Genomic DNA, 23941 nt, shown 5'->3' with positions numbered 1-23941 from the left:
TATTGCACCTGTAGAGTATGGCAGTTACTATCGGTTGAGCTGGTATTCGGTTTCCAAGAAGAAAACAACGGGTGTTTTCAGCTTATTTTATATAGCTTCTTGCTGTATGATTCCCAAATTAAATATCAATAAAAATAGCCTTCGAGTCTTCATAAACCAAGTTAAGAATCTTTGGAGAATCTACTTGAGAATATTTGTACAAAAAGTAAAACTTTCACACGTAATAAAGTTGAGCCAATTGATATATTTAGAGAAAAAAGCAAGCACGACACAATACAATCGCCTCATTATCAATATCTTAATATTCATCTCAAAATATACTACCTTAATTTCACCCCAATTTACCCACACGCCAATACCAGCTTAACAACAACATAGAAGTAATTTTATATCAACTAAAAAACGTGACTATATTTCAAATTAACCGCTAAAATCTGTAGGCAAAGCCACTAAAATGAATTTAGGACTAATCTAATGTTTACCATGAAAATTAATGAATAAAGCAAATAAAAATTAGACATATTCAAGAAAATATATACCTAAACCGTCTATTCTCTAAAAAATTTTTAATTCGAACTTCGTTTTCATAAATTTGTCAGACAACTTCTTCTCAAAAAAACTAGTATCTATTTTGTAGAAAAAGTTGGTTTAACCAAAAATTACTCACGGATTAATACTATAATAACTGTAAATAATTCAACATGAACTTTTATAACGATTACCTTAAGGAAATTGAGGAAAGAAAAACACAGGGACTTCATCCTAAGCCAATTGATAGTGCAGAATTGGTAAGCGAAATCATTGAACAAATCAAAGATTTGAGCAACGAGCACCGTGCTGATTCACTTCAGTTTTTTATATATAACACATTGCCAGGAACAACTCCTGCAGCAGGTGTAAAGGCTAAGTTTTTAAAAGAGATTATACTTGGTCAGTCTGTTGTAGAAGAAATCACTCCTCTATTTGCTTTCGAATTGTTGTCACACATGAAAGGTGGTCCATCAATCGAAGTATTGTTAGACTTAGCTTTGGGAGAGGACGCATCCATCGCAACTCAAGCAGGAGAAGTATTGAAAACACAAGTTTTCTTGTACGATGCAGATTTGAAGCGCTTGAAAGATGCGTTTGAAAGTGGTAACACAACAGCGAAAAATATCATTGAAAGCTATGCTAAAGCAGAGTTTTTCACAAAACTTCCTGATGTACCTGAAGAAATTAAAGTAGTAACATTTATCGCTGGTGAAGGAGATATTTCAACAGATTTACTTTCTCCGGGTAACCAAGCTCACTCTCGTTCTGACCGTGAATTGCACGGAAAATGTATGATTTCTCCTGCTGCTCAGGCTGAAATCGAGGCATTGAAAGCGCAACACCCAGACAAATCGGTAATGTTGATTGCTGAAAAAGGAACAATGGGTGTAGGTTCTTCAAGAATGTCAGGTGTAAACAACGTGGCACTTTGGACAGGTAAACAAGCTAGTCCTTATGTTCCATTTGTAAACTTTGCTCCAATTGTTGGTGGTACAAACGGTATCTCTCCTATCTTCTTGACTACAGTTGACGTAACTGGTGGTATCGGTATCGACCTTAAAAACTGGGTGAAGAAAGTTGATGCTGACGGTAAAGTGATTCGTGATGAAAACAACGAGCCAATCCTTGAGCAAGCTTATTCTGTTGCTACAGGAACTGTTCTTACCATTAACACAAAAACAAAAAAATTATACAATGGCGACCAAGAGTTGATTGATATTTCAAGATCATTCACTCCGCAAAAAATGGAATTTATCAAAGCAGGTGGTTCTTACGCTATCGTATTTGGTAAGAAAATCCAAACGTTTGCTTCTCAGCTATTAGGTATTGCAATTGCACCAGTTTTTGCTCCTTCTAAAGAAGTTTCAATCGAAGGTCAAGGTTTGACAGCTGTAGAAAAAATCTTCAACAGAAATGCAGTAGGTGTAACGCCAGGTAAAACTTTACATGCTGGTTCAGACGTACGTGTTACAGTAAACATCGTAGGTTCTCAAGATACTACAGGTTTGATGACGGCTCAAGAATTAGAGTCAATGGCTGCTACTACTATTTCTACGATTGTAGATGGTGCTTATCAGTCAGGTTGTCACACGGCATCTGTTTGGGACAAAAAAGCGCAAGCTAACATTCCAAAATTGATGAAATTCATGAACGAGTTTGGTTTGATTACTGCTCGTGACCCTAAAGGTGTATATCACTCAATGACTGACGTAATTCACAAAGTATTGAATGATATCACTGTAGACGACTGGGCAATCATCATCGGTGGTGACTCACACACACGTATGTCAAAAGGTGTTGCATTTGGTGCTGACTCAGGTACAGTTGCATTGGCATTGGCAACGGGTGAGGCTTCTATGCCAATTCCTGATTCTGTAAAAGTTACTTTCAAAGGTAGCATGAAAGAATACATGGACTTCCGTGACGTAGTACACGCTACACAAGCTCAAATGTTACAGCAATTTGGTGGTGAAAACGTATTCCAAGGAAGAATCATTGAAGTACATATCGGTACATTGACTGCTGACCAAGCCTTCACATTTACAGACTGGTCTGCTGAAATGAAAGCTAAAGCATCTATCTGTATTTCTGAAGATGCTACGTTAATCGAGTCATTGGAAATTGCAAAAAGCAGAATCCAGATTATGATTGACAAAGGTATGGACAACAAAAACCAAGTGCTTCAAGGATTGATTGATAAAGCAAATAAGAGAATTGCTGAAATTCAATCTGGCGAAAAACCAGCACTTAGACCAGATGCTAATGCAAAATATTACGCAGAAGTAGTCGTTGACTTAGACCAAATCGCTGAGCCAATGATTGCCGATCCAGACGTAAACAATGCTGACGTTTCAAAAAGATATACACACGATACTATCAGACCGTTATCTTACTACGGTGGCGACAAGAAAGTTGACCTTGGTTTCATCGGTTCTTGTATGGTTCACAAAGGCGATATGAAAATTTTGGCTCAAATGTTGAAAAACATTGAAGCTCAAAACGGTAAAGTTGAATTCCAAGCACCTCTTGTAGTGGCTCCTCCAACTTACAATATCGTAGATGAATTGAAAGCTGAAGGTGACTGGGAAGTATTACAAAAATACTCAGGTTTTGAGTTTGACGACAATGCTCCAAAATCAGCAGCTCGTACTTCTTACGAAAAAATGTTGTACTTAGAGCGCCCTGGCTGTAACCTTTGTATGGGTAACCAAGAAAAAGCCGCTAAAGGTGATACTGTAATGGCAACATCTACACGTTTGTTCCAAGGACGTGTTGTGGAAGATACAGACGCTAAAAAAGGTGAATCTTTACTATCATCTACGCCAGTAGTAGTACTTTCGACAGTTTTGGGTAGAACTCCAACTATCGAAGAATATGTGAAAGCTGTAGAGGGTATCAATTTGACTAAATTCTCTCCATCACACATCAAGTTGGTGAAATAATAGTCTAACATATATAAAAAAGCCTGAGCACACACTCAGGCTTTTTTTATGGTCAATAAAAGCAAAACAAATGGAGTTTGTTGGATGTTTATTTAAACAAATGATCAATTTTGAGTTATTTATACATCATTTTAATAGCAAATAAGTAACCGAATTCGTCAATTTTATGACTGTTATCAAAAAAATGGACTACATTTTGAAATGAAGTTTATATATTTGGCAAAATATAAAAGGTAGTGGCCTTTTATCAACCAAGAGGGCACTAGTATCAATAGATTTGTGCTTTAACGAATAAAATCTGTAAATGATTTCGGTTGTTTACTCCACCAATCAAAATAATTAATGTCAAAAAACTTAGTAATAGTAGAGTCTCCTGCCAAAGCAAAAACCATTGAAGGCTACTTAGGAAAAGATTTCACCGTGAGATCTTCCTTTGGTCACGTGCGTGATTTGCCAGATAAAGGAATGGCTATTGATATTGAAAATGGGTTCAAACCTACTTATGAAGTATCTCCAGATAAAGTCAAGGTTGTCAACGAATTAAAGAGCATAGCAAAATCATCTGAAGAGGTGTGGCTAGCAACCGATGATGACCGTGAAGGAGAATCTATTTCATGGCACTTGAAAGAAGCTCTTGGATTGGCAGATAACACAAAACGTATTGTTTTCCGTGAAATCACTAAAAAGGCCATTCAAAATGCGATCCAAAATCCACGTACAATTGACATGGATTTGGTAAACGCCCAACAAGCACGTCGTTTACTCGACCGTTTGATTGGTTTTGAACTTTCGCCAGTACTTTGGTCTAAAGTAAAGAAAGGTCTATCGGCTGGTCGTGTACAATCCGTCGCTGTAAGAATTATTGTAGAACGTGAACGTGAAATTGAAAACTTCAAAACAAAGTCTTCTTTCAAAATCGTAGCGCAGTTCTTATTAGAAGGAAATAAAATTTTACAGGCTGAGCTTCCTAAGAATTTTGAAACAGCGGGTGCCGCGAAAGAATTCTTGGAAAAATGTTTAGGTGCGACTTTCAAAATTAAATCGCTCGAAACCAAACCTGCCAAAAAATCTCCTTCGCCTCCTTTTACGACCTCAACGCTTCAGCAGGAAGCTTCTCGTAAGTTGGGATACTCAGTAGCATCGACCATGATGTATGCGCAAAAATTATACGAAGCTGGTAAGATTTCGTATATGCGTACTGACTCAACAAGCCTTTCAGAAGAAGCGATTGAAAAAGCCAAAAATGCGATTACAGACCAGTTTGGTGCTCAGTATGTCCAAACTCGCCAATACAAAACCAAAAACGAATCTGCTCAAGAAGCGCACGAAGCCATTCGTCCGACCGATTTCTCGGTTACTTCTGCTGGTGCAGACCTCCGTGAGAAACGCTTGTATGAGTTAATCTGGAAACGTTCTATTGCATCCCAAATGGCTGATGCTCAACTTGAACGTACTACAGCAACCATTGGTATTTCGAGTACTTCTGAGGAGTTAATCGCACAAGGTGAGGTTATCAAGTTTGATGGTTTCTTGGCAGTATATCTTGAAAGTAGCGACGAAGAAGAGGATGAAGAAAATTCTAAAATGCTTCCTCCTTTGAATATTGGACAAATATTGAATTTGGACAATATGAAGGCTACCGAGAAATTTACGCGTCCTTCAGCAAGATATACCGAAGCTAGTTTAGTAAAAGCCCTTGAAGAAAGAGGTATTGGTCGTCCTTCTACCTACGCTCCTACCATCTCGACTATTATTAAACGAGAATACGTGGTCAAAGAAGACCGCCCGGGTAAAGAACGTACTTTCAAAGAAATGGTTTTGAAGAATGAAACTATTTCGGAAAAAGAAGGTAAAGAAACCTATGGTACCGAAAAGGGTAAACTTTTCCCTACTTCAGTTGGTATGGTTGTGAATGATTTCTTAGTCAATAATTTCAGCGAAGTAGTAGACTTTAAGTTTACTGCCGAAATGGAAAATGAGTTTGACGAAATTGCTCATGGCAAAATGGGATGGTCTGATATGATTGATAATTTTTATCAGGGATTCCATAAAACCATTGAGGAAAGTAAAAGTGCAGAAAGAAGCTCTTCAGGCTCAACTCGCGAGCTAGGTATTGACCCAAATTCTGGTAAAACTATCTCTGTTAGATTAGGCAAATATGGTCCTTATGTACAGCTAGGAGATACGAAAGATGAAGAAAAGCCAATTTTTGTCAATTTACCAAAAGACAAATTGATTTCGTCTATTACTTTAGAAGAGGCTTTAGAATTATTTGAAAAACCAAGACTTCCTCGTGAGGTTGGTTTCTTCGAGGATAAACCTGTGATCATCGGTGCAGGTAAACTAGGTCCTTATGTAAAGCATGATGACAAGTATGTTAGTTTGGAAGCAACTGACGACCCTTTCACTATTGAAGAAGCTCGTGCTATAGAATTAATTCAGGCAAAACGTTTGGCAGATGCTGGCGATGCGCTAGGAGAATTTGAAGGAAGCTCAATCACTACTGGGAAAGGAAGATTTGGCCCTTATGTAAAACATGATGGTAAATATTTTTCACTTGCCAAAACTGATTCACTTACCACTATTACCTTAGAAAGAGCCATCGAAATCATTCAGGCAAAACGTAATCAGGAAGCGAATAAATACATTAAAGAATTCCCTGAAAACGAAACCATTAAGGTTGTAAATGGGGTCTATGGTCCATATATTCAAATTGGAAAGCGTAACGTGAAAATTCCAAAGGATATGGTTGCAGCAGATTTAACACTTGAAGATTGTATTCGTTTAGGTGAAGAAGCGCCAGCTCCGAAAGGAAAGAAAAAATAGATAGAGATTTTTCAAATTCAATCTCAACAACAGCACAAAGTTTAATCTAACTTTGTGCTGTTTTGTTTATTCATTAAATACATAATCAAGCAAAATGGCTAGAAAAAAGAAACTCGTCGTGCTTACTGGGGCAGGGATTTCTGCGGAAAGTGGTATTTCTACCTTTAGAGATTCAAACGGCTTATGGGAAAATCATTCTATTGATGAGGTAGCAACCCCACAAGGCTGGCAAAAAAATCCTGGGCTGGTATTAGAGTTTTATAACCAGCGTCGAGCACAATTAGCAGAAGTTGTGCCTAATCAAGGTCATACAATTCTGAAAGATTTTGAAAAGTATTTTGATGTAACCATTATTACACAAAATGTAGATAACCTTCACGAAAGAGCTGGATCAAACGATATTATTCATTTACACGGAGAATTGACCAAAGCGAGAAGTTCGGTATCAGCATCTATGGTATATGAAATCGGTACGAAACCAATCAAATTAGGGGATAAATGCAAGAAAGGCTCACAACTTCGCCCACATATTGTATGGTTTGGCGAGTCGGTACCAATGATTGAAATTGCCTCTGAAATGACCGCTATGGCCGATATTCTCATTATTGTAGGCACATCGATGCAAGTATATCCAGCAGCAGGGTTGATTGACTGTGTAGGCAAAAATGTACCGATTTATATTATTGACCCCAACAAGCCTAATGTGTCGTTGCGTTCTAATATGACCTTTATCGAAGAAATGGGTAGTGTGGGACTCAAACAGCTTTTTGACAAGCTCACCAAAAAATAAAATTTGTCCGAAGACAAACAATCCCGTATTTTTGCGCTTTCAATTTTTACTCGAATACATCCCCCACAAGTCTAATCATGCAAATCATCGACGGTAAAGCCGTAGCAGACGAAATAAAAAAAGAAATTGGTGCAGAAGTTGAAGCTATCAAAGCATCAGGAGGTAAAATTCCTCATTTGGTTGCTATTCTCGTTGGAAACAACGGTGCTTCAGAAACTTATGTAGCAAATAAGGTTAAATCTTGCGAAGAATTAGGCTTTAAATCTACTTTGTTGCGTTTTGACCCAACAATTTCGGAGGAAGAGCTTTTGGACGAGGTTCGCAAAATCAACCAAAATGATGACATGGATGGTTTGATTGTTCAGCTTCCACTTCCTGACCATATCAATCCAGACAAAGTAATGGAAACAATCGACCCAAGAAAAGATGTTGATGGTTTCCACCCAATCAATATTGGTAGAATGGCTAAAGGATTGCCTGCTTACATTTCGGCTACGCCTCAAGGCGTTCTTGATTTGTTGGAGCGTTACAACATCGAAACAGCAGGAAAACACTGTGTAGTAGTAGGTCGTAGCCAAATCGTTGGTTTACCAATGACTATTTTGATGCAACGTAATACTAAAATTGGTAACTGTACTGTAACCATTACGCACTCTAGAACTAAAAATTTGGCTGAGGTATGTGCATCAGCAGATATTTTGATTGCGGCACTAGGTCGTCCAGAATTTATCACAGCTGACTACGTAAAAGAAGGAGCTGTAATCATCGACGTAGGTTTGACTCGCGTAGAAGATAGCTCAAAGAAAAGTGGTTTTGCCTTGAAAGGCGACGTTAAATTTGATGAAGTAGCACCAAAATGCTCATTCATCACTCCAGTACCAAAAGGTGTTGGTCCGATGACTATCGTTTCGCTTATGAAAAACACATTACTTTCTGCTAAAAAAGTAATTTACCAATAGCATTTCAAACTCATTTAGTGAATTGAGATTGAGTGAATAAGTGATTATTTTTAATATGAAATTTACTTGTAGAGACGCAACGCTTTGCGTCTTAAGCTGAGTCAGATATAGCATAGTAGTATCAAAAAAGCGGTCGGAAAACAGTTTCTGACCGCTTTTTTGATGAAAATTTAGAGAATAATCCCAATACTAAAATTCGGGATGCCTCCTATTTCTTTTCTTCTACGACCCTTCTTTTCGCACACCATCATTTTTAAGACTTTTCACAGATTCTTACCAAAAGAATCCATTTTTGTAAAATTTCAAAAAATCTTACTAGATGGCATTGCTTTTGTAGAGTTTTCTATAATTTCATGTCTTCAGGAGCCTTTACTCCTTGTCCTAAGTAGCTTATAAATGAGACATATATACATTTATTCACTCCTATTCATCTACCTATTAGCCACCCATTCGGGAATGGCTCAGATAAAAATTCGCTATCCTGAAAGCAGATTTGTATTTCAACGAAATAATAACAATCGGGCTGATGTCCCTGTAGTATTACAATTTGATAAACCTGTCCAAAAAATTGAGATTCAAGCGATTGCTCGTTCGATGAATTCTCCACAAGGTACATCTACGGACTGGATTCCTGTTCAAAAACCTTCCCAATCCAACACTTGTTACACTAAAATTACCCTAGCGGGAGGTTGGTACGACTTAATTGTTAGGGCATTTGACGGTCTTAACTTTGTGGGTATAGACACGCTCAAAAGAGTAGGTGTTGGCGAAGTTTTTATTGTAGCAGGACAATCAAATGCCACAGGCGATAATGAACTTAGAAATCAAAATATATTTGGCCCCAGTGCTACCGACGATAGAGTCGAAACAATCAATTATTTCAATGGCGAAACCACTACTTATGGGGCAACAAAATATCCCTACCCCATCATCTCCCAAATAGATTCTACTTTTCGTTTGGCTCCCTTTGGTAACAGCGCATGGTGTTGGGGTGTGTTAGGGGATTCCTTGGCAAAAAAATTGAATGTGCCTATTCTCTTTTTTAATGCTGGTTGGTCAGGTTCAGGCATAAGTTCTTGGGTGTCGTCTGCCGAAGATAGTAGCGCCACTCCAAGTGAATTCATTACCTATCCGAGAGGCTTACCCTACGGAAACCTAAGAAGCTCCTTACGCTTTTACACAGCTCAGTTTGGTCTAAGAGCAATTCTATGGCATCAGGGCGAAACCGATAATTTGTATCAAACCGACCGTGATACTTACGGGAAAAAGCTAAAAAGACTTATCGAAAAATCAAGAGAGCACAGCAATGCCCCTAATTTAGCGTGGGTAGTGGCTCGTGCTACAAGATTTAGAGGATTAAGTATTCAGTACTCCAGAGTTTGGCAACCCGTTATTGATGCACAAAACGATGTACTTGGCATCAACGGGCAAGGACAGGCAAACTACCTATCTAATACCTTTATAGGACCTGCAACAGACTCATTGATTGGTCCTTCTATTCGAACGATTGATTCAGTTCATTTTCAAGGAAAGGGAATTGTAAAATTGGCTCAAGCATGGAATACATATTTGGATAGTCACTTTTTTGAAGCGTCAACCCCTATCCTTAGCACATCATTACCCGAAATTAATAGCGCTTGTGCGAGTATTACGAGTCTAAAATTTACGCTAACCAATCCTACACTATATTCGGTATCTGAATGGAGTAATGACCCTTTTGCAAAACAGGTTTTTAGTAACAGTACTAGTATAAATTTATCTCAAAACCAGTTTGCTAGAGTCCGAGTAAAAGATGCGCAGGATCGAGAATTATTTAGTCCATTGCTATATACTCCCAACAATTTTGCGGGTTTGTACCCTTTAGAGTCCACTCAATCGGGCTATTGGCACGACACAGGGATTTGGAGTTGTGGCAGAATCCCTACTGCGTTGGACGAAGTAACCATTTTGAAGAATCATGAAGTCGTTGTTGGAACAGGCTTGTCAGCACAGTTTAAGAAGCTTAATTTGTTAGGGAATTTATATCTCTTTGGCGACACTCATTTGTTTACTAATAAGGTAATCCCCAAATCTGTGAAAGAGTAGAGAAACCTAAAAATTAAGTGAATGTCGATTGAGTGATTTAGTGATTATGTTAAAATCTATATGTTAGCTGTAGAGACGCAATGATTGCGTCTTAAGCCAAGTTATATCTAGTAAAGTTTTATCAAAAAAGGCGGTCGAAAAACAATTTTCGACCGCCTTTTTTGATAAATAGTTGAAGAAATGGGTTATTTCAATTCACTAAATGCGAGATAACATCTCTTTACGAATAATGAATCAAAACCTGCGAAACCACTTTATCTTCTTCTTGTAATAATTGTAATTCTGCTTTTTCTTGAAAATTGATAGAAAGTCGACGTTGAAGGTTTTTCATTCCTACACCTATTCGTTTGTTCTCTAAACTTAGCGTTCCAGCATTGGTAACCCTAATCATCAAAACTTTCTCCGACATTCGGGCTTGAATCATAATATCTCCCCCATTTTTCGTTTTCCCAACACCATGTTTGATGGCATTTTCGACTAATAATTGCAACGACATGGGTGGTACTTTACAGCCCATAGTGGCTCTTTCTATCATAAACTGATATCGTAACCTTTCTTCATATCTTAATTTTTCTAGAAAAAGATAGTCTTTTACTAATTTCAACTCCTCCTCAAAACTTACCAGTTGATGATTACCCATAGATAATGAGGTACGCAACAAATCTGATAATTCTGTTAGTGCATGGCGTGCCAAAGCTGGGTCTGTCAAGGTGAGCGCCTTGATGCTATTGATTGCATTAAAAAGAAAATGCGGGTTAAGCTGGTTTTTAAGGTTTTCTAATTCCGCAATTTTAAGAAGCGTTTCAGCCTTACTTAGCTGAATTTCCTTTTGATGTGAAACCCTTTCCATGATGATTAAATGGAAAAACAAAAACCAAATAATAACATAACGGATAGACTCTACGTAAAACTGAAGATAATCGCCCAATTCGAGCGGCAAACCCATACTTGGTTTTCTATATCGCTGAAAACCAAAAGCAAAGTCTTGTAAATAAAATGCACCTCCTACTACCACGATTCCTAAAAGGGCATAGGGTATTACATTTCTTTTATTAGCAAGCTTTTTATTGAATATCTCTTTATAAATATGTGTAAGAACTAATCCAATAAAAAAACTAATTACTAAATAAATAGGCAAATTGTAGCCCTGCTCAAAATACTTTGAGTTAGGTTGTCTGAGTACAAAAGTGGTAAATATCCACCAGCTAAACTGTCCTATCCAGTAAACTCGTGAGTCTAGTAACTTCATTTTTTCTTTTTTAAGGATGTAAATAATTTGCGGTACACCCCTGTTTGGCTATTTGGTTAAGGAAGACTTTTTTATTAGAATCCTATATCTAAAACTACAGGCTGTATCAAAAATTGGTTCAGGTTTTGCAAATATACGAATCTTATACCGGCCTCAAAAGATTGAGAAAATCTCATCCAATGAAAATCTCCAGAAATATCCAGACCAAAAGATTTAAAGTTACCTATATCACTACCTTTATAATTTAAAACTTTTGTTCCTTGACGAACGGTAAAGTCATAATTAGTTTCTCCATGTGATAAATCTGCAAAGAAATTAGTCTTAATACGCTTCAAATATACCCATCTTCCGATATTCCAATCAGGTGTTGCCAGTGGCATTTTATAGTCAACACTAAGGGTATTGAGGTACTCATAATTACGATACGAATAGCCTCTGGTGTAGGCAATAGGGCTTCCATACACATATAATTTATCATTTGGCGAACCATCCTGATTTTTAAAACCAAACTGCTGTTGGAACCCTCCACGTAATCTCAAACTATGATGAGGAGCTAACCCTGGTGTATAAAGACTTGCCTGCACTGCTGCCAAGCCTCCATCGATCACACTAGCAAAAGCATTTCTGTAGTAAAAATTTACACTCTGTGCCCATTTGGGTGCTATATCTCTCCCCGACTGCTTTAATTGCCTAACATACGAGAATGTATAAATCATAGACTGATTGAGTCCATTGTACGACTCCGTCACATATCTTTTACCTAAATCATAACCATTTACTTGCATCATTGCCCAGTTGGCTGAGAAAGATAATGATTGAATATATTTTGATTTCGTGAAATTTAATGGCACTCTCAAACCTACCAACAATTCTTGCTGATTCCATTGGTCAGAGGCTAGGCTATCCAAAGGTTGTGCATTGTCCAAATAAATGGAAGTCTTTCGTTGGGTATTACGCAACGAAACATCAAGCATTGGGTAAAATGTTTGAAAACTCAAATTCGCGTACGTTCCACTGGTTTGCTCATTCATATTGTAGGAATAACCACCAGAAATAGCGGTAGTTCCCAACAAATCCTGAGATGATAATCCTGCGTAAAGCGTATTACCAGAAGAGGTGGTCATAGCACCCCACGAATAGATATTGAAGATGTTGAATTTACTATACTTGCTGACCTCAAAAGTTTGATTAGGGACTTGTTTCAACAAATTTTGATGAGCCTCTTTCAGCACCATTTCTCCAAAATATCGTGTTGTCGAAACGGGATTAACTTCTTTCAGATCTGAATCATGCAAAGGCATATAAGCTAATCTATGGCCATTTTTAGTGAAATCATTAAAAATTAACTCTTTCCCATCTTGTGAAATGGCAGGATTAAATCCTCCTAGTTTACGATTAGTGACCTGATAACGAGTTTGTTTATCCAAACGAAACAAATACACATTATCTATCCCAGTCACCCCTGAATTAAAAAACAGGCTATCTCCAATCAAGACAGGATGTGCTAAATTTTCTTGACTACTCGCAAATAAGGCAGTCTCTTTTCCTGACAAATCTGTTTTTGTAATAGTTTTCTTTCCATCTTTTAGTTTTACAAAAACAATTTCATTCTGTTTTGTCCATCTTGGATGAAGTAAAAAAGCATTGGTTGGATTTGATATTTTTTGTAAAACTTGTCCAGACTGAGCATCCAAAACTACCAAACTATATTTTTGTTCAGGTGTACTTTCTACACAGACAATCTTTGTAGCATCGGTATTTAGGCTAGGCGCTGCATATTTAGTTTTATGAGTGAGTGTTCTGATTTTACCCTCATTGAAATCATACGTTTTTATCACAGAATAATCCTTACGTGCCCAACGTGCATCATAAGCAATCTCTGCCCAAACTACTTTCGTCCCTTGTAAAGAAAGCATTCCTGCATCGTTCCAAATCCCTAATTCTGCTATTTTTTCTTCTTCACCATTTTTATCAACTGCGACTAATTGCGAAATAATATCTAAACCAGTTTTGACAACCAAAATTCTACCATCAGGCAAATATTGAGGATATAGATAATTGGAAAAGTATTTATCCTTACTCGAAATCTGAGTAGCAGGATTCTCCGTAATCTTACTTTGTTCTTCAATCCATTCTTTTTGAATATCTAAAAATGCATTTTTGTACAAATCTTCAACCCTAAGTCCAGTCACCTTTTTGATATTATTCGAAAAAGAAAAAGGATAAAATGGAAATTGATAAGTTCCTGTCAATACTTTATCCCAAGCATCATTTCCATATTTCTTCTTCAAGTAAGTCGTTAAAAAATAGCCACTTACGTAATAGTTAGGAATATAGTCTTTATAGGATTCTGTAACAGCTTTGGCATAAGGATATATCTTACCAGAAGTCAACTGCGCACGCAAAGCCATATCAAAACTAGGAATTCGTCCTCTACCTGATGGTGTCATGGCAGTTTCTACTCCTACGGCATCTCCTTCTTTAAACCAATTAGGGGCTGTCAAACTGCTTACTACACCTAAGCCATTGTTTCCAAATAAATAATAGGCCAATTTTGAAATACCCGTCAAAGCTTTGTCATTTTGTACCACATGACGAAACTCGTGTACGGCTAGTAAATCAAGCCAGTTGTTAGTTCCCAGCAAATTAGGGTCTTGGGGTGGTGTCACAAAAAATTCACTTCTGCGCGGTAATAGCGTCACAAAACCATTAGAAACGGTCGTCTGATTTTGCAATAACACTGAAATTTTACGAGGATTTTTTCCGAGCGAGGAAGATACTGGTTCGTAAACCGTTTCCAAAACATTGGCCAAACGTTGCCCTTCTTCTGTATTGGTGGTAGGAAAAATAAGTCTGAAGTGTGGGGTATTGATTTTTGACCAGCGAACTGATGGAGGATTTTGTTGTAAACTATTTGTAGAAACCTGAGCCAAATCCAAAAATGGACTCAATAGACCAAACACCAACAAAAGACTTTTTTTCATAGAGATTATTTGGTTTGCGAGAATGGATGTATTAGTAGCGCTTGTTGAGTCGACCTCAACAAGCGCTATAAGGTGTTTTAGTCAACCCAAGGGTCAAACGTTTTTTCAAGTTCAGTCAAATAGCCCTTATTGCCATTTGGTCGTTTTAAGCTTTTGGTAAATTCATACCAATAACCGTCGCCTACAGAGATATATTTTCCTGTATGCTTAGGTTCATTTTTCAAAGCTGCATCAGGGATAAACTCACCGATAAAAACCTGTTGAATAATAGCATTAGCTTGTGCCCAAGTAATTGGTTTTGAGTCAGTTTTTCCAATACTATTGATACCCTCAGCTTGACGCTTGGCATAGTAAAGGTTTAACTCAAAGTTTTTCACATTTTTATCTTTATCGATTCTGCGGTATTCCAAATGAAAAGGCGCTTCTTTTTGGGAAGTTTCATAAATAGCCTGAATCAATTCTTGAAGGAAATATTCCCAATCTGTTTGGTTAATAGGATTACCCGCAGATTGTTGATTTACTTCAATTTCGAAGAAGTTCATTTCCTCCTCCAACGCTTTATGATTAAATTTATTTGGCGTTTTTTTCAATATCTCTTTAATGGGTTCAAGCCATGCATTGTCAATCTGACCTTTCCAGCTGTAATCATCATTGAGAGAAAATCCTTCTTCCAAAATTTCTTCTTCACTCAAATCTTCTCTGTCAATATAGGCAATTTGGAAATCTACCCCGATGCCCTGCCCAGCAAATTGCATTTTTAGCAAAATCTGATGTGAAAATGGAGCACCGACCATATCGGCTGTCTCAAATTTTATTACTAATGATGATAATTGATTAATTTCCATTGAATACTGTTTTTTGTAAAATTGTGTTTTGTCACACTAAAATTATTGCCCATGCTCAAAGCTTTGTTTGGTAACAATCGGCAAAGTAACAAAGGTACAAAGGCTAATTTTGAAGGCAATGAATTGGCTCAAAATTTATAAGTTGGTATCCAAAAGCAGACTTTGAGCAATGGCTCTTTTATCAATTTTACCTGAAGGAGTTTCAACAAATGTATTTACTAAAAAAATGCCTTTAGGGATTTTAAACTTAGGTAATTTTTCTGCACATTTTTCTAAAATACTCTTTTCCTCTGTTGCTACGATTTCGTTAGTTTCCCAAATCAACACGAGTTTTTGACCTAATTTATCGTCGGGAATCCCCCAAGCAAAAAATCGTTTGTTCGACAATTCCTCAAAATACTTTTTGCAGATTTCTAAAACAACTTTCTCAACCTCCTCCAATTGTATCTTGACTCCTCCACTATTAATAATGTTGTCGTATCGACCTAAAATTTTGAATTTCTTATCCTCGGTTAATTCTACCACATCATTGGTAAATATCCATTCGTTATTAGAGGCAGGCGCTTTTATAGCCAGACAAGAGCGTTCGTCCAACTTAATTTCGACTCCATCGAGTATCTCAAACTCATCAGAAAGATGTTCTCCATTCAACTTTTTAATAGCAATATGCGAAACCGTCTCTGTCATGCCATAGGTACTGAACACTGGCACGGAAAGTTGCTGAATCTGTGATTGTAAAGCAATATTCACCGCAGCACCGCCTACAATAATGGCTTTCATTTGGTTGATTTTTTGTAAGCCTGTACCCCCATTTTCAATAACCTGTTGAATTTGTAAAGGGACAAGTGCCACAAAATCAAAATCATATTGAGATATCATTGGGTATTTCGCAAAAGGATTTGAAACAGGTGGTACAATTACCAATTTCAAGCCTAGCGTCATCCCTCTTACTAGCATCATCACCCCTGCAATATACTCGATATTCACACAAACCAAAGCAGTATCACCCTTGTTTAAATCAAATGTTTTTCCTGTCAATTCGGCGCTTGCCTTCATCTGAGCACGGGTCAATTCAATCGGCTTGGGCGTACCAGTTGAGCCTGACGTGTGGAGGACAAAAGTCTCAGCGCCAGACAACCATTTTTTACAAAATTCCAATGCTCGTTGCTCGTAGGCATCGTCGGAATTGGGTAAATTTTCGTAAGAATCTATATATAGCATGCACAAAAATACAAATCGACTGTAGCATTGTCTACCACAGTCGATTTTTTATGGTGAATATTAGAACCCAACCTTCTAAGATGGATTCTATTTGATTGCAACTTTATTCGATACTGAGTCGAATGTAGCGGTGTATTGCTTCAACGGACTGCTTGCAGGAGCAGAAAGAACAGCACCAGTAGTCGAAAATTCGGAACCATGATTCGGGCATCTAAATTTGTTGTCATCTGCTACAAAATTAATCGTAGTACCTTCATGGGTACAAGCTTTGGCCAATGCAATAAAATTTCCAGCTTTAGTACGAGCAACTATTACATCACCAACCACCAAAGCTGAGCCATTAGTTTTTAAAGTCGCATAATCTGAAGTGGAGATATCAATGGTAAAATCAATCGTTCCTTTCGAACTGGCAGCATTGCCAGTAAACCCTGTACTAGTTGGATTGGTTGTAGTACCGCCTGTAGTACCACCTGATGGCGTAGGATCTGACTTACTACTACATCCTGACAAACAATTTTGTAAAATTACAGCACCAACACTGATGCCCACGAGAGACATGAATTCTTTACGTTCCATGATAGATTGAAGAAGTTGTTTAAATAAGACAATATTACGAGAGTCGAGAATTTACATCCTCTTGCACAAGTTGATTTAGTACCACTTTCGTTAGAAAATAGCACAATACGTTTTAAATGAAGAAATTATAAATTGCAACGCTAGAGAAAACGGTCAAGTATAAAAGAGAATAAACGGATATATGTAAGTAAATTAAATGTATTTACAGATAAAAGCAAACTAAAAGGTATAAATTATTTATTACGATTTTATACTCAAAATCAACTCTTTAGTAAAATTCTGTTTAATCCATTTTTTGGCACTAATCTATAACTTCAAAAACAATTTATAAGTCTCCAAGGTTACAACCTTGATTGAATTCTTGGAAAATCTCCAAAATTTGGTCTGCCCAATAGATAATATCCCTATTTTTGTAAAAGATTTCACAGGGATTTGAAAAACTTATCTATTTGCTTAATCACAAATAGATATATTATCTAAAATTTGCTAGTCTAGTAAATAAAAAATCTTGTTCTAGTAAATTTGTGGTATTCATAAACAGTACACAATTTTCACTAAGATTATGTCCGACGATAAATTTATCAATCCCATTAATAAAGATAAAGTAGCCGAAAACCCAGGTTTATTACCATACGCACACACCGCAGGTGGGGCAGTAATCAGACCAGAGGATATGGGCAAAACCAAGGGTCGTTCTGTTACAGCGATGCGCCAGCAAACTGACCGTCAAATGAACCAGTTGTATGAACAAATGGAGACTTTGGCAAGGCAGGCAAAAGCACTGGCTCAGCGTCGTGAGATTTCAGAAAGAATATATACTGCTACTGTTGGGTTTGACCCTATCATCAACGAAACCTACTATATGTACGAGAAAGAAGATGGTACAGATTTGTTGTCGCTGGTAGCACCGCATGAGTGGGGGCGTTCGTTCAAGTATGTTAGATATGTCGCAAAAGTATTACTTTTGGCCGACCATACTTGGGATGTAACTTACAATGAAGAATTAGACAAAGAACAATAAGGCATTAATGCTTATTCATTATTTAATTATACAATTATGATTCAGTGGGAAACCATCAAGGAATATCAAGAAATCCTGTTTCAATTTCATGAGGCTGGGATTGCAAAAATCTCAATCAATCGCCCTCATGTACACAACGCTTTTACGCCATTGACCGTAAAAGAAATGATTGACGCCATGAATATCTGTCGTGACGACGAGCGTATTGGTGTTATTATTTTGACAGGTGAAGGTGGTCGTGCTTTTTGTAGTGGTGGCGACCAGTCTGTTCGTGGACACGGAGGATACATCGGTACAGATGCTGTGCCTCGTTTGAACGTATTGGATTTGCAAAAACAAATTCGTTCAATTCCTAAACCAGTAGTAGCTATGGTTGCAGGTTGGGCAATTGGCGGAGGTCACGTTTTGCATGTAGTTTGTGACTTGTCTATCGCTGCTGAAAACGCTCGTTTTGGACAAACTGGTCCAAACGTAGGTTCTTTCGACGGTGGCTTTGGTGCATCTTACTTGGCTAGAGTAGTAGGTCAGAAAAAAGCTCGTGAGATTTGGTTCTTGTGTGACCAATATAATGCTCAAGAGGCTTTGGATATGGGATTGGTCAACAAAGTAGTTCCTTTAGAAAAACTAGAAGAAACAACTGTTGAGTGGTGTTTGAAAATGTTAGAGAAAAGTCCTTTGGCACTTCGTATGTTGAAATCTGCATTCAATGCCGAATTGGACGGACAAGCAGGTATTCAAGAATTGGCTGGTAACGCAACTTTGTTGTATTACTTATCTGACGAAGCAAAAGAGGGTAAAAATGCTTTCTTGGAAAAAAGAAAACCTGACTTCAGTAAATTCCCTAAATTCCCATAAGAATCGAATACTGAGATTTAGAGAGGAGACATTCCTATTTTCGATAATCTGTATTCTCAAACGACGCCCAATCATATTTTTATGGTTGGGCATTTTTGATTATTGACTCATATACAACATTTTAGATTTTATTCGAAAAAAACTTATCACCGCAAATCAACCTTTTATCTACAAATTGTGTCTATAGTGGAAGCAAATACTTCCAAATTTTAATAACAAGATTCAAGACCAAAGCGTTAAGTATATCAAGATTTCTTTTAGTTTTGGGGAAATAACAAACGAAGAAGATACATCGGTTATTTTCTTACATAAAATTTGTACAATACTTAATTCTTATCAAAATGAACTATTGGTTAGTAAAGTCTGAGCCTTTCAAATATTCGTGGGATGATTTTGTAGCGCAAGGAGTCGGTATGTGGGACGGCGTTAGAAATTATCAAGCTCGTAATAATATGAAAAGTATGAAGCTTGGAGATTTAGTGTTTTTTTATCACTCCAACGAAGGACTTGAAGTTGTAGGTATTGCGAAGGTGGTTAAAGAACATTATCCCGACCCTACCACAGACGATGAGCGTTGGGTTGTTGTAGATTTATCACCTGTTGAAAAATTACCAAAAACAGTTACACTTAAACAAATGAAGAATGATGAAAGACTACAAGATTTAGCATTAATCAAACAATCTCGCTTGTCTGTAACTCCTGTAAAATCAGAAGAATTTGACATCATCGTGGGATTGGCTCATGAATAAATAGCTGGTCTACAAGCTTTTGTTAATCTATAACCCAATCACAACATATATGAAAAAGATATTGTTGATTTTAAGTTGGCTACTTTGTACCACTACAATGTATGCCCAAAGTGTAAAGCGCGTAGAAATTCCGCTGCCTTCGGCCTCGTCGGAATACTTTACGATTCCTTTGCAAAAGCAAGGTGTGCTTCTTTTGTCCCAAATCAACAAAAATCAGTTTAACCTCATTAAACTTGATACCAACCTTGAAACTGTTTGGAATATAACTGGCACAATTGATGGCAACCTTGATTATGTAAAGCACTCTTACGATGGCAAAAATGTGTATTTACTTTTTAGCCGTTACCGTAGCAATGTGTTTGAGGTAATCAAAGTAAATCTTGGTCCAGGGTTTGTCGAAAAATTCCAAATTATGTCAGTCGACAGACTTGAAGTATCTGATTTTCAAGCACTCAACTCATCGGTATTTATCGGAGGACTTGTCAATAGTCAACCCATTATCTTATACACAGATTTGGCCGCTCGCAAGACCAAAGTATTGCCTTCTGCCTTGAAAAATCAAGCAGAATTACAATCAATGGAGCTTGATACGGTAAACCATTTCGTGAATGTAACATACGCTGTTGGCAACAAAGGAAAGAATTACCAATTGGTCGTAAAATCATTTGACGAAGAAGGTACGCCAATCAATCAAATTGTGATGGATACCCAAGAAGATTTTGCCATGATGAATGGGCGTCTCAATATGGTTTCGGATAGCACACAAATCATGTTTGGAACCTATGGTCACAAAAACTCCATAGGTACACAGCGTGGTCCTACCTCACAAGGAATTTATTTCAGCAAAATGCTTGACAATGAGCTAACTGAACTGAAGTTTTATAGCTTTACAGACTTCAAAAACTTCTTTAATTATCTCAGTGAAAAACAGCGTTTGAAACAAGAAAGGAAAATTCAAGACAAAAGAGATAAAGGAGAAGACCTTCGTTTAGATTACCGTTTCTTGGTTCATGATATTGTTAAACAAGGTGATAAATACATTCTTGTAGCAGAGGCATTTTATGCGGATTATCGTTACAACAACTTCAATAACCCATATAGTCCGTTTAGTTCATGGGGATCTGGCTTGTATGGTAGCCCTTGGAATTCCTTCTATAATCCATATCGTTGGGGATATGGTTACTACGGTTTGTATTCGCCATTTAGTAGCTACTACAGTCCGTGGGGATATGGCAATAGATATTACAGCAACTCACAAACATTTGATGGTTGGATCTATACCCATGCCATCGTAGCCGCTTTTGACGAAAAAGGAAATTTGTTGTGGGACAATAGTATTCCACTGAAAGATGTGAAAGAGCCTAAATTAGTAGAGAAAGTTCAAGCCTCTATCAAAGGCGATCAAATTACTTTAACTTACAGTAGCAAAGGGCAAATTTTCACCAAAACTATTGCCAAAGATTTAACACTTGACGAATTAACACCTAAACAGGTGGATACTCAGGTAGAAGGCGATGTAGTAAAAAGAACGACGTCTGACCATATCGATTATTGGTTTGATAACTACTTTTTGGCGTCTGGTATTCAACGAATTAATAATGATTCTGAAAACTTAAGAAGAAATGTATTCTATTTGAATAAAGTTTCATTCTAAAATCCAAAGCCAGACAAACTTATAATTTAGCAGAAAAGAACTTTAGCTCATCAAACAATCTATTGTTTTTCAGCAGTTTAAAGAAAAAAGTAAAAATAATCTAAAACAGCGAAGAGCTTATCGTTCAATTTGCACGCATTCTAACAACTCTTTTTTGTAAATTTGTAGCGGTATCCGAAAAGGATACCGCTTTTTATTTGCAGAAGTTTAATCAACAGAACCATTGAGCACAACCGTAATACAAACAGCAACGCCCAAAAACTGGAAAGCCTATCAACTTTTAGATTCGGGTGGTTTTGAGAAATTAGAGAAATTTGGAGACTATATCTTACGTCGTCCCGAACCGCAAGCGGCTTGGGATAAGTCACTTTCTGAACTAGAGTGGCAAAATCGAGCGAATGCATATTTCAAAAAAGACAAAGGATCTCAAGAAAAGGGCGAATGGATGCTAAAGAAAGGCATGGTAGAGCGCTGGTATATGCCTTATCAAACACCCACCTTGAATCTTAATTTTAAGCTGGCATTATCTTCTTTCAAACACGTTGGTATTTTTCCAGAACAAGCTATGAACTGGGATTTTATCATGGAGAAGGTAAAGAAAATGCCCGTTAAAAATCCAAAAGTATTAAATCTCTTTGCCTATACAGGTGGTGCGTCTATTGCAGCCAAGCAAGCAGGAGCCGATGTAACCCACGTGGATTCTATCAAACAAGTAATTAGCTGGTCGCGCGACAATATGGAAGCTAGTCAGCTTGACAATATTCGTTGGGTAGTCGAAGATGCTATGAAATTTGTACGTCGTGAAGCAAAACGTGGCAATGTATATCAAGGAATTATCCTTGACCCTCCTGCCTATGGTCGTGGTCCTGATGGAGAAAAATGGGTATTGGAAGAACAGATTAATGAAATGCTCAAAACTGTTGCACAAATTTTAGATAAAGAAAATTACTTTCTCATCTTGAATATGTACTCAATGGGGTTTTCTTCTCTTATTGTCGAAAATCTAGTAAAGTGTAGCTTTGAGCATTCCAAAAATCATGAATTCGGGGAGCTTTACTTAGAAGATTCTTTCAAAAAGAAACTTCCTCTTGGTGTGTATTATCGTTTTGCGAGCATCTAAAAATAGTACAAACTGGAGGATTTATTAAAGAAAGTCATATCTTACTTTAGTATCTTTCGTTAGTAACTATTTTACTGCTTAAAAACTAAATAAATACTTCTAATGCTTTGAGTAGCAACAAGAAAAGCGCTAAAAGATAAAATTTTTTCATAACAACAAAATCAGTGATTAGTTAAGGTTTTACTAATAGCAAATATATTGTTATTTATATTTTCAAACAATAATTTTTCTTTTGTTTTGGGAACTTTTAAATGTTTTTTAATGCAGCAATAATTTACATGGTAAAGGCTGTAATTTTGAGAATGATGAAAAGACTGTTTTTCTACTATATATTCTTATTGGGAGTGGTACTTTTTTTGGCAAGCTGTAATAGTGAATCAAAAAAAGGGCTTTCTATTCCTGCTGTTCCTGAAGTTACTGAAAAAGCACGCAGAGCTGCCGCAATTGAATTCTTAACAGATTTGATTAATTCGTCGTCTAGTTCTTCTGAAATTTATTACAAAAGAGCCAAATTGTATCTTGAAGACGAAAGACCCAAAGAGGCCTTAGACGATATTAATACCGCCATTGGCATGAAAGCCAACAATGGTCATTATTATCAAACAAAAGCGCTAATCTTGAGAGAACTCAAAGAGCCTCAGCAAGCACTTGAAGCCGCTTCTAAGGCGGAGGTACTCAATGTAGAGTCGCCTGAACTATTTACTCTTTTGGGCGATTTGTATCAGCAAATTGGACAATTCGCCAAAGCAAAACTATACTTGAATAAGTCTTTACAGATTTCTCCAAATCATGGTGAAACGTACTTCTTCAAGGGAGAAATTGCAGCCAGACAAGGCGACACCACTACGGCTTTACAGTATTTTCATCAAACACTCAATCTCAAGCCTACATTTTTGCCGCTTTATCTCAAGTTCGCGGAGGTTTATACAGCCTTACGTCAATATGATTTAGCCTTATTTTACAGCGATGAAGGGATTAAACAGCATCCTAAAAATGCTGAATTGTACTATAAAAAAGGGGTTACCTATCAGCGAGCTTATCAAACTGATAGCGCTTTGGCTAGTTATACCAAAGCTGTCAAGTTAGATTCGTCCTTGACGCAGGCTAGTTTTAGTGCAGGAATGTTGTATTTCAGAATCAAAAACTATCGTTTTGCTTTGCCTCAATTTGCCCATACGGTAAAAATTAACCCCAAATATCCCGATGCCAAGCTTTACTTAGCCATTTGTCAGGAGTTTACAGGTGATTTTGCTTCGGCTATCCTCACTTACGAACAAATTATCGCCGAAAATCCAACAGATTACCGTGCTTCGGGAGGACTTTACCGCACCAAACGTAAGCAAGACTATGGAGCCTTTATTCCAGATAATTATGGTACGTCTACCGATACCAGTAGTTTGAGTCAATATGATATTCCAAGAAAGAATGTAGATACTACATTTAGACCATTACAACCAAAATCAAGATTAAACTTAAAACCTGATTCTTCTCGAAAGAATTAATTATCTTTGAATAGTCTTTACATTTTAATTCA

16 protein-coding genes are annotated in these 23941 nt (G+C 37.2%); 11 read left to right on the top strand and 5 right to left on the bottom strand.

Translation table 11 applies throughout. The annotated features are described in order from the left end of the window. The first annotated feature begins 701 nt into the window (after nt 1-701). From QM481_RS10035 to QM481_RS10015, 5 genes are all read left to right on the top strand, one after another. A complete protein-coding gene (locus tag QM481_RS10035) occupies nt 702-3473 on the top strand; it encodes a bifunctional aconitate hydratase 2/2-methylisocitrate dehydratase (RefSeq protein WP_283381647.1) in 2772 nt (923 codons plus the stop codon). A 342-nt stretch (nt 3474-3815) separates the two neighbouring features. Next, complete coding sequence (gene topA, locus QM481_RS10030) at nt 3816-6299, top strand: type I DNA topoisomerase (protein WP_166551084.1); 2484 nt, start codon at nt 3816-3818, stop codon at nt 6297-6299. A 94-nt stretch (nt 6300-6393) separates the two neighbouring features. After that, nucleotides 6394-7089, top strand: a complete 696-nt coding sequence (locus QM481_RS10025) for an SIR2 family NAD-dependent protein deacylase (protein ID WP_166551085.1) — start codon at nt 6394-6396, stop codon at nt 7087-7089. Nucleotides 7090-7166: 77 nt separating this feature from the next. Continuing rightward, the gene (locus QM481_RS10020; protein ID WP_095167315.1) at nt 7167-8048 is read left to right on the top strand and encodes a bifunctional 5,10-methylenetetrahydrofolate dehydrogenase/5,10-methenyltetrahydrofolate cyclohydrolase; all 882 of its coding nucleotides are present in this window, start codon (nt 7167-7169) and stop codon (nt 8046-8048) included. 456 nt (nt 8049-8504) lie between these two features. Beyond that, complete coding sequence (locus QM481_RS10015) at nt 8505-10133, top strand: sialate O-acetylesterase (RefSeq protein WP_283381646.1); 1629 nt, start codon at nt 8505-8507, stop codon at nt 10131-10133. 220 nt (nt 10134-10353) lie between these two features. Here the strand turns inward: QM481_RS10015 and QM481_RS10010 are convergent, their stop codons facing one another. From QM481_RS10010 to QM481_RS09990, 5 genes are all read right to left on the bottom strand, one after another. Then, nucleotides 10354-11382, bottom strand: coding sequence for a sensor histidine kinase (locus tag QM481_RS10010; protein ID WP_166551088.1), 1029 nt, complete (start codon nt 11380-11382; stop codon nt 10354-10356). 74 nt (nt 11383-11456) lie between these two features. Continuing rightward, complete coding sequence (locus QM481_RS10005; RefSeq protein ID WP_283381645.1) at nt 11457-14366, bottom strand: TolB family protein; 2910 nt, start codon at nt 14364-14366, stop codon at nt 11457-11459. A 77-nt stretch (nt 14367-14443) separates the two neighbouring features. Next, nucleotides 14444-15211: a hypothetical protein gene (locus QM481_RS10000; RefSeq protein ID WP_283381644.1), complete on the bottom strand. Its 768-nt coding sequence runs from the start codon at nt 15209-15211 to the stop codon at nt 14444-14446. Between the two features lie 135 nt (nt 15212-15346). Then, nucleotides 15347-16432: an AMP-binding protein gene (locus tag QM481_RS09995; protein ID WP_283381643.1), complete on the bottom strand. Its 1086-nt coding sequence runs from the start codon at nt 16430-16432 to the stop codon at nt 15347-15349. An 87-nt stretch (nt 16433-16519) separates the two neighbouring features. Beyond that, nucleotides 16520-17008, bottom strand: a complete 489-nt coding sequence (locus tag QM481_RS09990) for a QcrA and Rieske domain-containing protein (protein ID WP_283381642.1) — start codon at nt 17006-17008, stop codon at nt 16520-16522. Between the two features lie 562 nt (nt 17009-17570). On the opposite strand from QM481_RS09990, the gene QM481_RS09985 reads away from it, so the two are divergent. The 6 genes from QM481_RS09985 (at nt 17571) to QM481_RS09960 (ending at nt 23909) form a co-directional block, all read left to right on the top strand. Next, complete coding sequence (locus tag QM481_RS09985; protein WP_283326475.1) at nt 17571-18029, top strand: DUF2452 domain-containing protein; 459 nt, start codon at nt 17571-17573, stop codon at nt 18027-18029. Nucleotides 18030-18065: 36 nt separating this feature from the next. After that, complete coding sequence (menB, locus tag QM481_RS09980; protein WP_095167294.1) at nt 18066-18884, top strand: 1,4-dihydroxy-2-naphthoyl-CoA synthase; 819 nt, start codon at nt 18066-18068, stop codon at nt 18882-18884. A gap of 341 nt (nt 18885-19225) precedes the next feature. Beyond that, nucleotides 19226-19633 carry an EVE domain-containing protein gene (locus tag QM481_RS09975; RefSeq protein WP_166551094.1) on the top strand — a complete coding sequence of 136 codons (408 nt, stop codon included), beginning with the start codon at nt 19226-19228 and terminating at the stop codon, nt 19631-19633. Between the two features lie 49 nt (nt 19634-19682). Then, nucleotides 19683-21287 (top strand): hypothetical protein, encoded by a 1605-nt coding sequence (locus tag QM481_RS09970; protein WP_166551095.1) that lies wholly within the window; start codon nt 19683-19685, stop codon nt 21285-21287. 223 nt (nt 21288-21510) lie between these two features. Beyond that, nucleotides 21511-22407, top strand: a complete 897-nt coding sequence (locus QM481_RS09965) for a class I SAM-dependent methyltransferase (RefSeq protein WP_166551096.1) — start codon at nt 21511-21513, stop codon at nt 22405-22407. A gap of 278 nt (nt 22408-22685) precedes the next feature. Beyond that, nucleotides 22686-23909: a tetratricopeptide repeat protein gene (locus QM481_RS09960; protein ID WP_283381641.1), complete on the top strand. Its 1224-nt coding sequence runs from the start codon at nt 22686-22688 to the stop codon at nt 23907-23909. Nucleotides 23910-23941 lie beyond the last annotated feature (32 nt).

Source organism: Flectobacillus rivi (assembly GCF_030056655.1).
Taxonomy (GTDB): domain Bacteria; phylum Bacteroidota; class Bacteroidia; order Cytophagales; family Spirosomataceae; genus Flectobacillus; species Flectobacillus rivi.
The sequence above is the reverse complement of the archived record's forward strand: the minus strand, read 5'-3'. Positions and strand labels throughout refer to the sequence as shown.

Excerpts from the sequence above, each read along its gene's own strand:
- QM481_RS10020 (WP_095167315.1), top strand. The coding sequence starts at position 7,167 with ATGCAAATCATCGACGGTAAAGCCGTAGCAGACGAAATAAAAAAAGAA.
- QM481_RS09990 (WP_283381642.1), bottom strand. The coding sequence starts at position 17,008 with ATGGAACGTAAAGAATTCATGTCTCTCGTGGGCATCAGTGTTGGTGCT.
- menB (WP_095167294.1), top strand. The coding sequence starts at position 18,066 with ATGATTCAGTGGGAAACCATCAAGGAATATCAAGAAATCCTGTTTCAA.
- QM481_RS10035 (WP_283381647.1), top strand. The coding sequence starts at position 702 with ATGAACTTTTATAACGATTACCTTAAGGAAATTGAGGAAAGAAAAACA.
- topA (WP_166551084.1), top strand. The coding sequence starts at position 3,816 with ATGTCAAAAAACTTAGTAATAGTAGAGTCTCCTGCCAAAGCAAAAACC.
- QM481_RS10000 (WP_283381644.1), bottom strand. The coding sequence starts at position 15,211 with ATGGAAATTAATCAATTATCATCATTAGTAATAAAATTTGAGACAGCC.
- QM481_RS09970 (WP_166551095.1), top strand. The coding sequence starts at position 19,683 with ATGAAAAAGATATTGTTGATTTTAAGTTGGCTACTTTGTACCACTACA.
- QM481_RS09995 (WP_283381643.1), bottom strand. The coding sequence starts at position 16,432 with ATGCTATATATAGATTCTTACGAAAATTTACCCAATTCCGACGATGCC.
- QM481_RS10015 (WP_283381646.1), top strand. The coding sequence starts at position 8,505 with ATGGCTCAGATAAAAATTCGCTATCCTGAAAGCAGATTTGTATTTCAA.
- QM481_RS10010 (WP_166551088.1), bottom strand. The coding sequence starts at position 11,382 with ATGAAGTTACTAGACTCACGAGTTTACTGGATAGGACAGTTTAGCTGG.
- QM481_RS10025 (WP_166551085.1), top strand. The coding sequence starts at position 6,394 with ATGGCTAGAAAAAAGAAACTCGTCGTGCTTACTGGGGCAGGGATTTCT.
- QM481_RS09975 (WP_166551094.1), top strand. The coding sequence starts at position 19,226 with ATGAACTATTGGTTAGTAAAGTCTGAGCCTTTCAAATATTCGTGGGAT.
- QM481_RS09960 (WP_283381641.1), top strand. The coding sequence starts at position 22,686 with ATGGTAAAGGCTGTAATTTTGAGAATGATGAAAAGACTGTTTTTCTAC.
- QM481_RS09985 (WP_283326475.1), top strand. The coding sequence starts at position 17,571 with ATGTCCGACGATAAATTTATCAATCCCATTAATAAAGATAAAGTAGCC.
- QM481_RS10005 (WP_283381645.1), bottom strand. The coding sequence starts at position 14,366 with ATGAAAAAAAGTCTTTTGTTGGTGTTTGGTCTATTGAGTCCATTTTTG.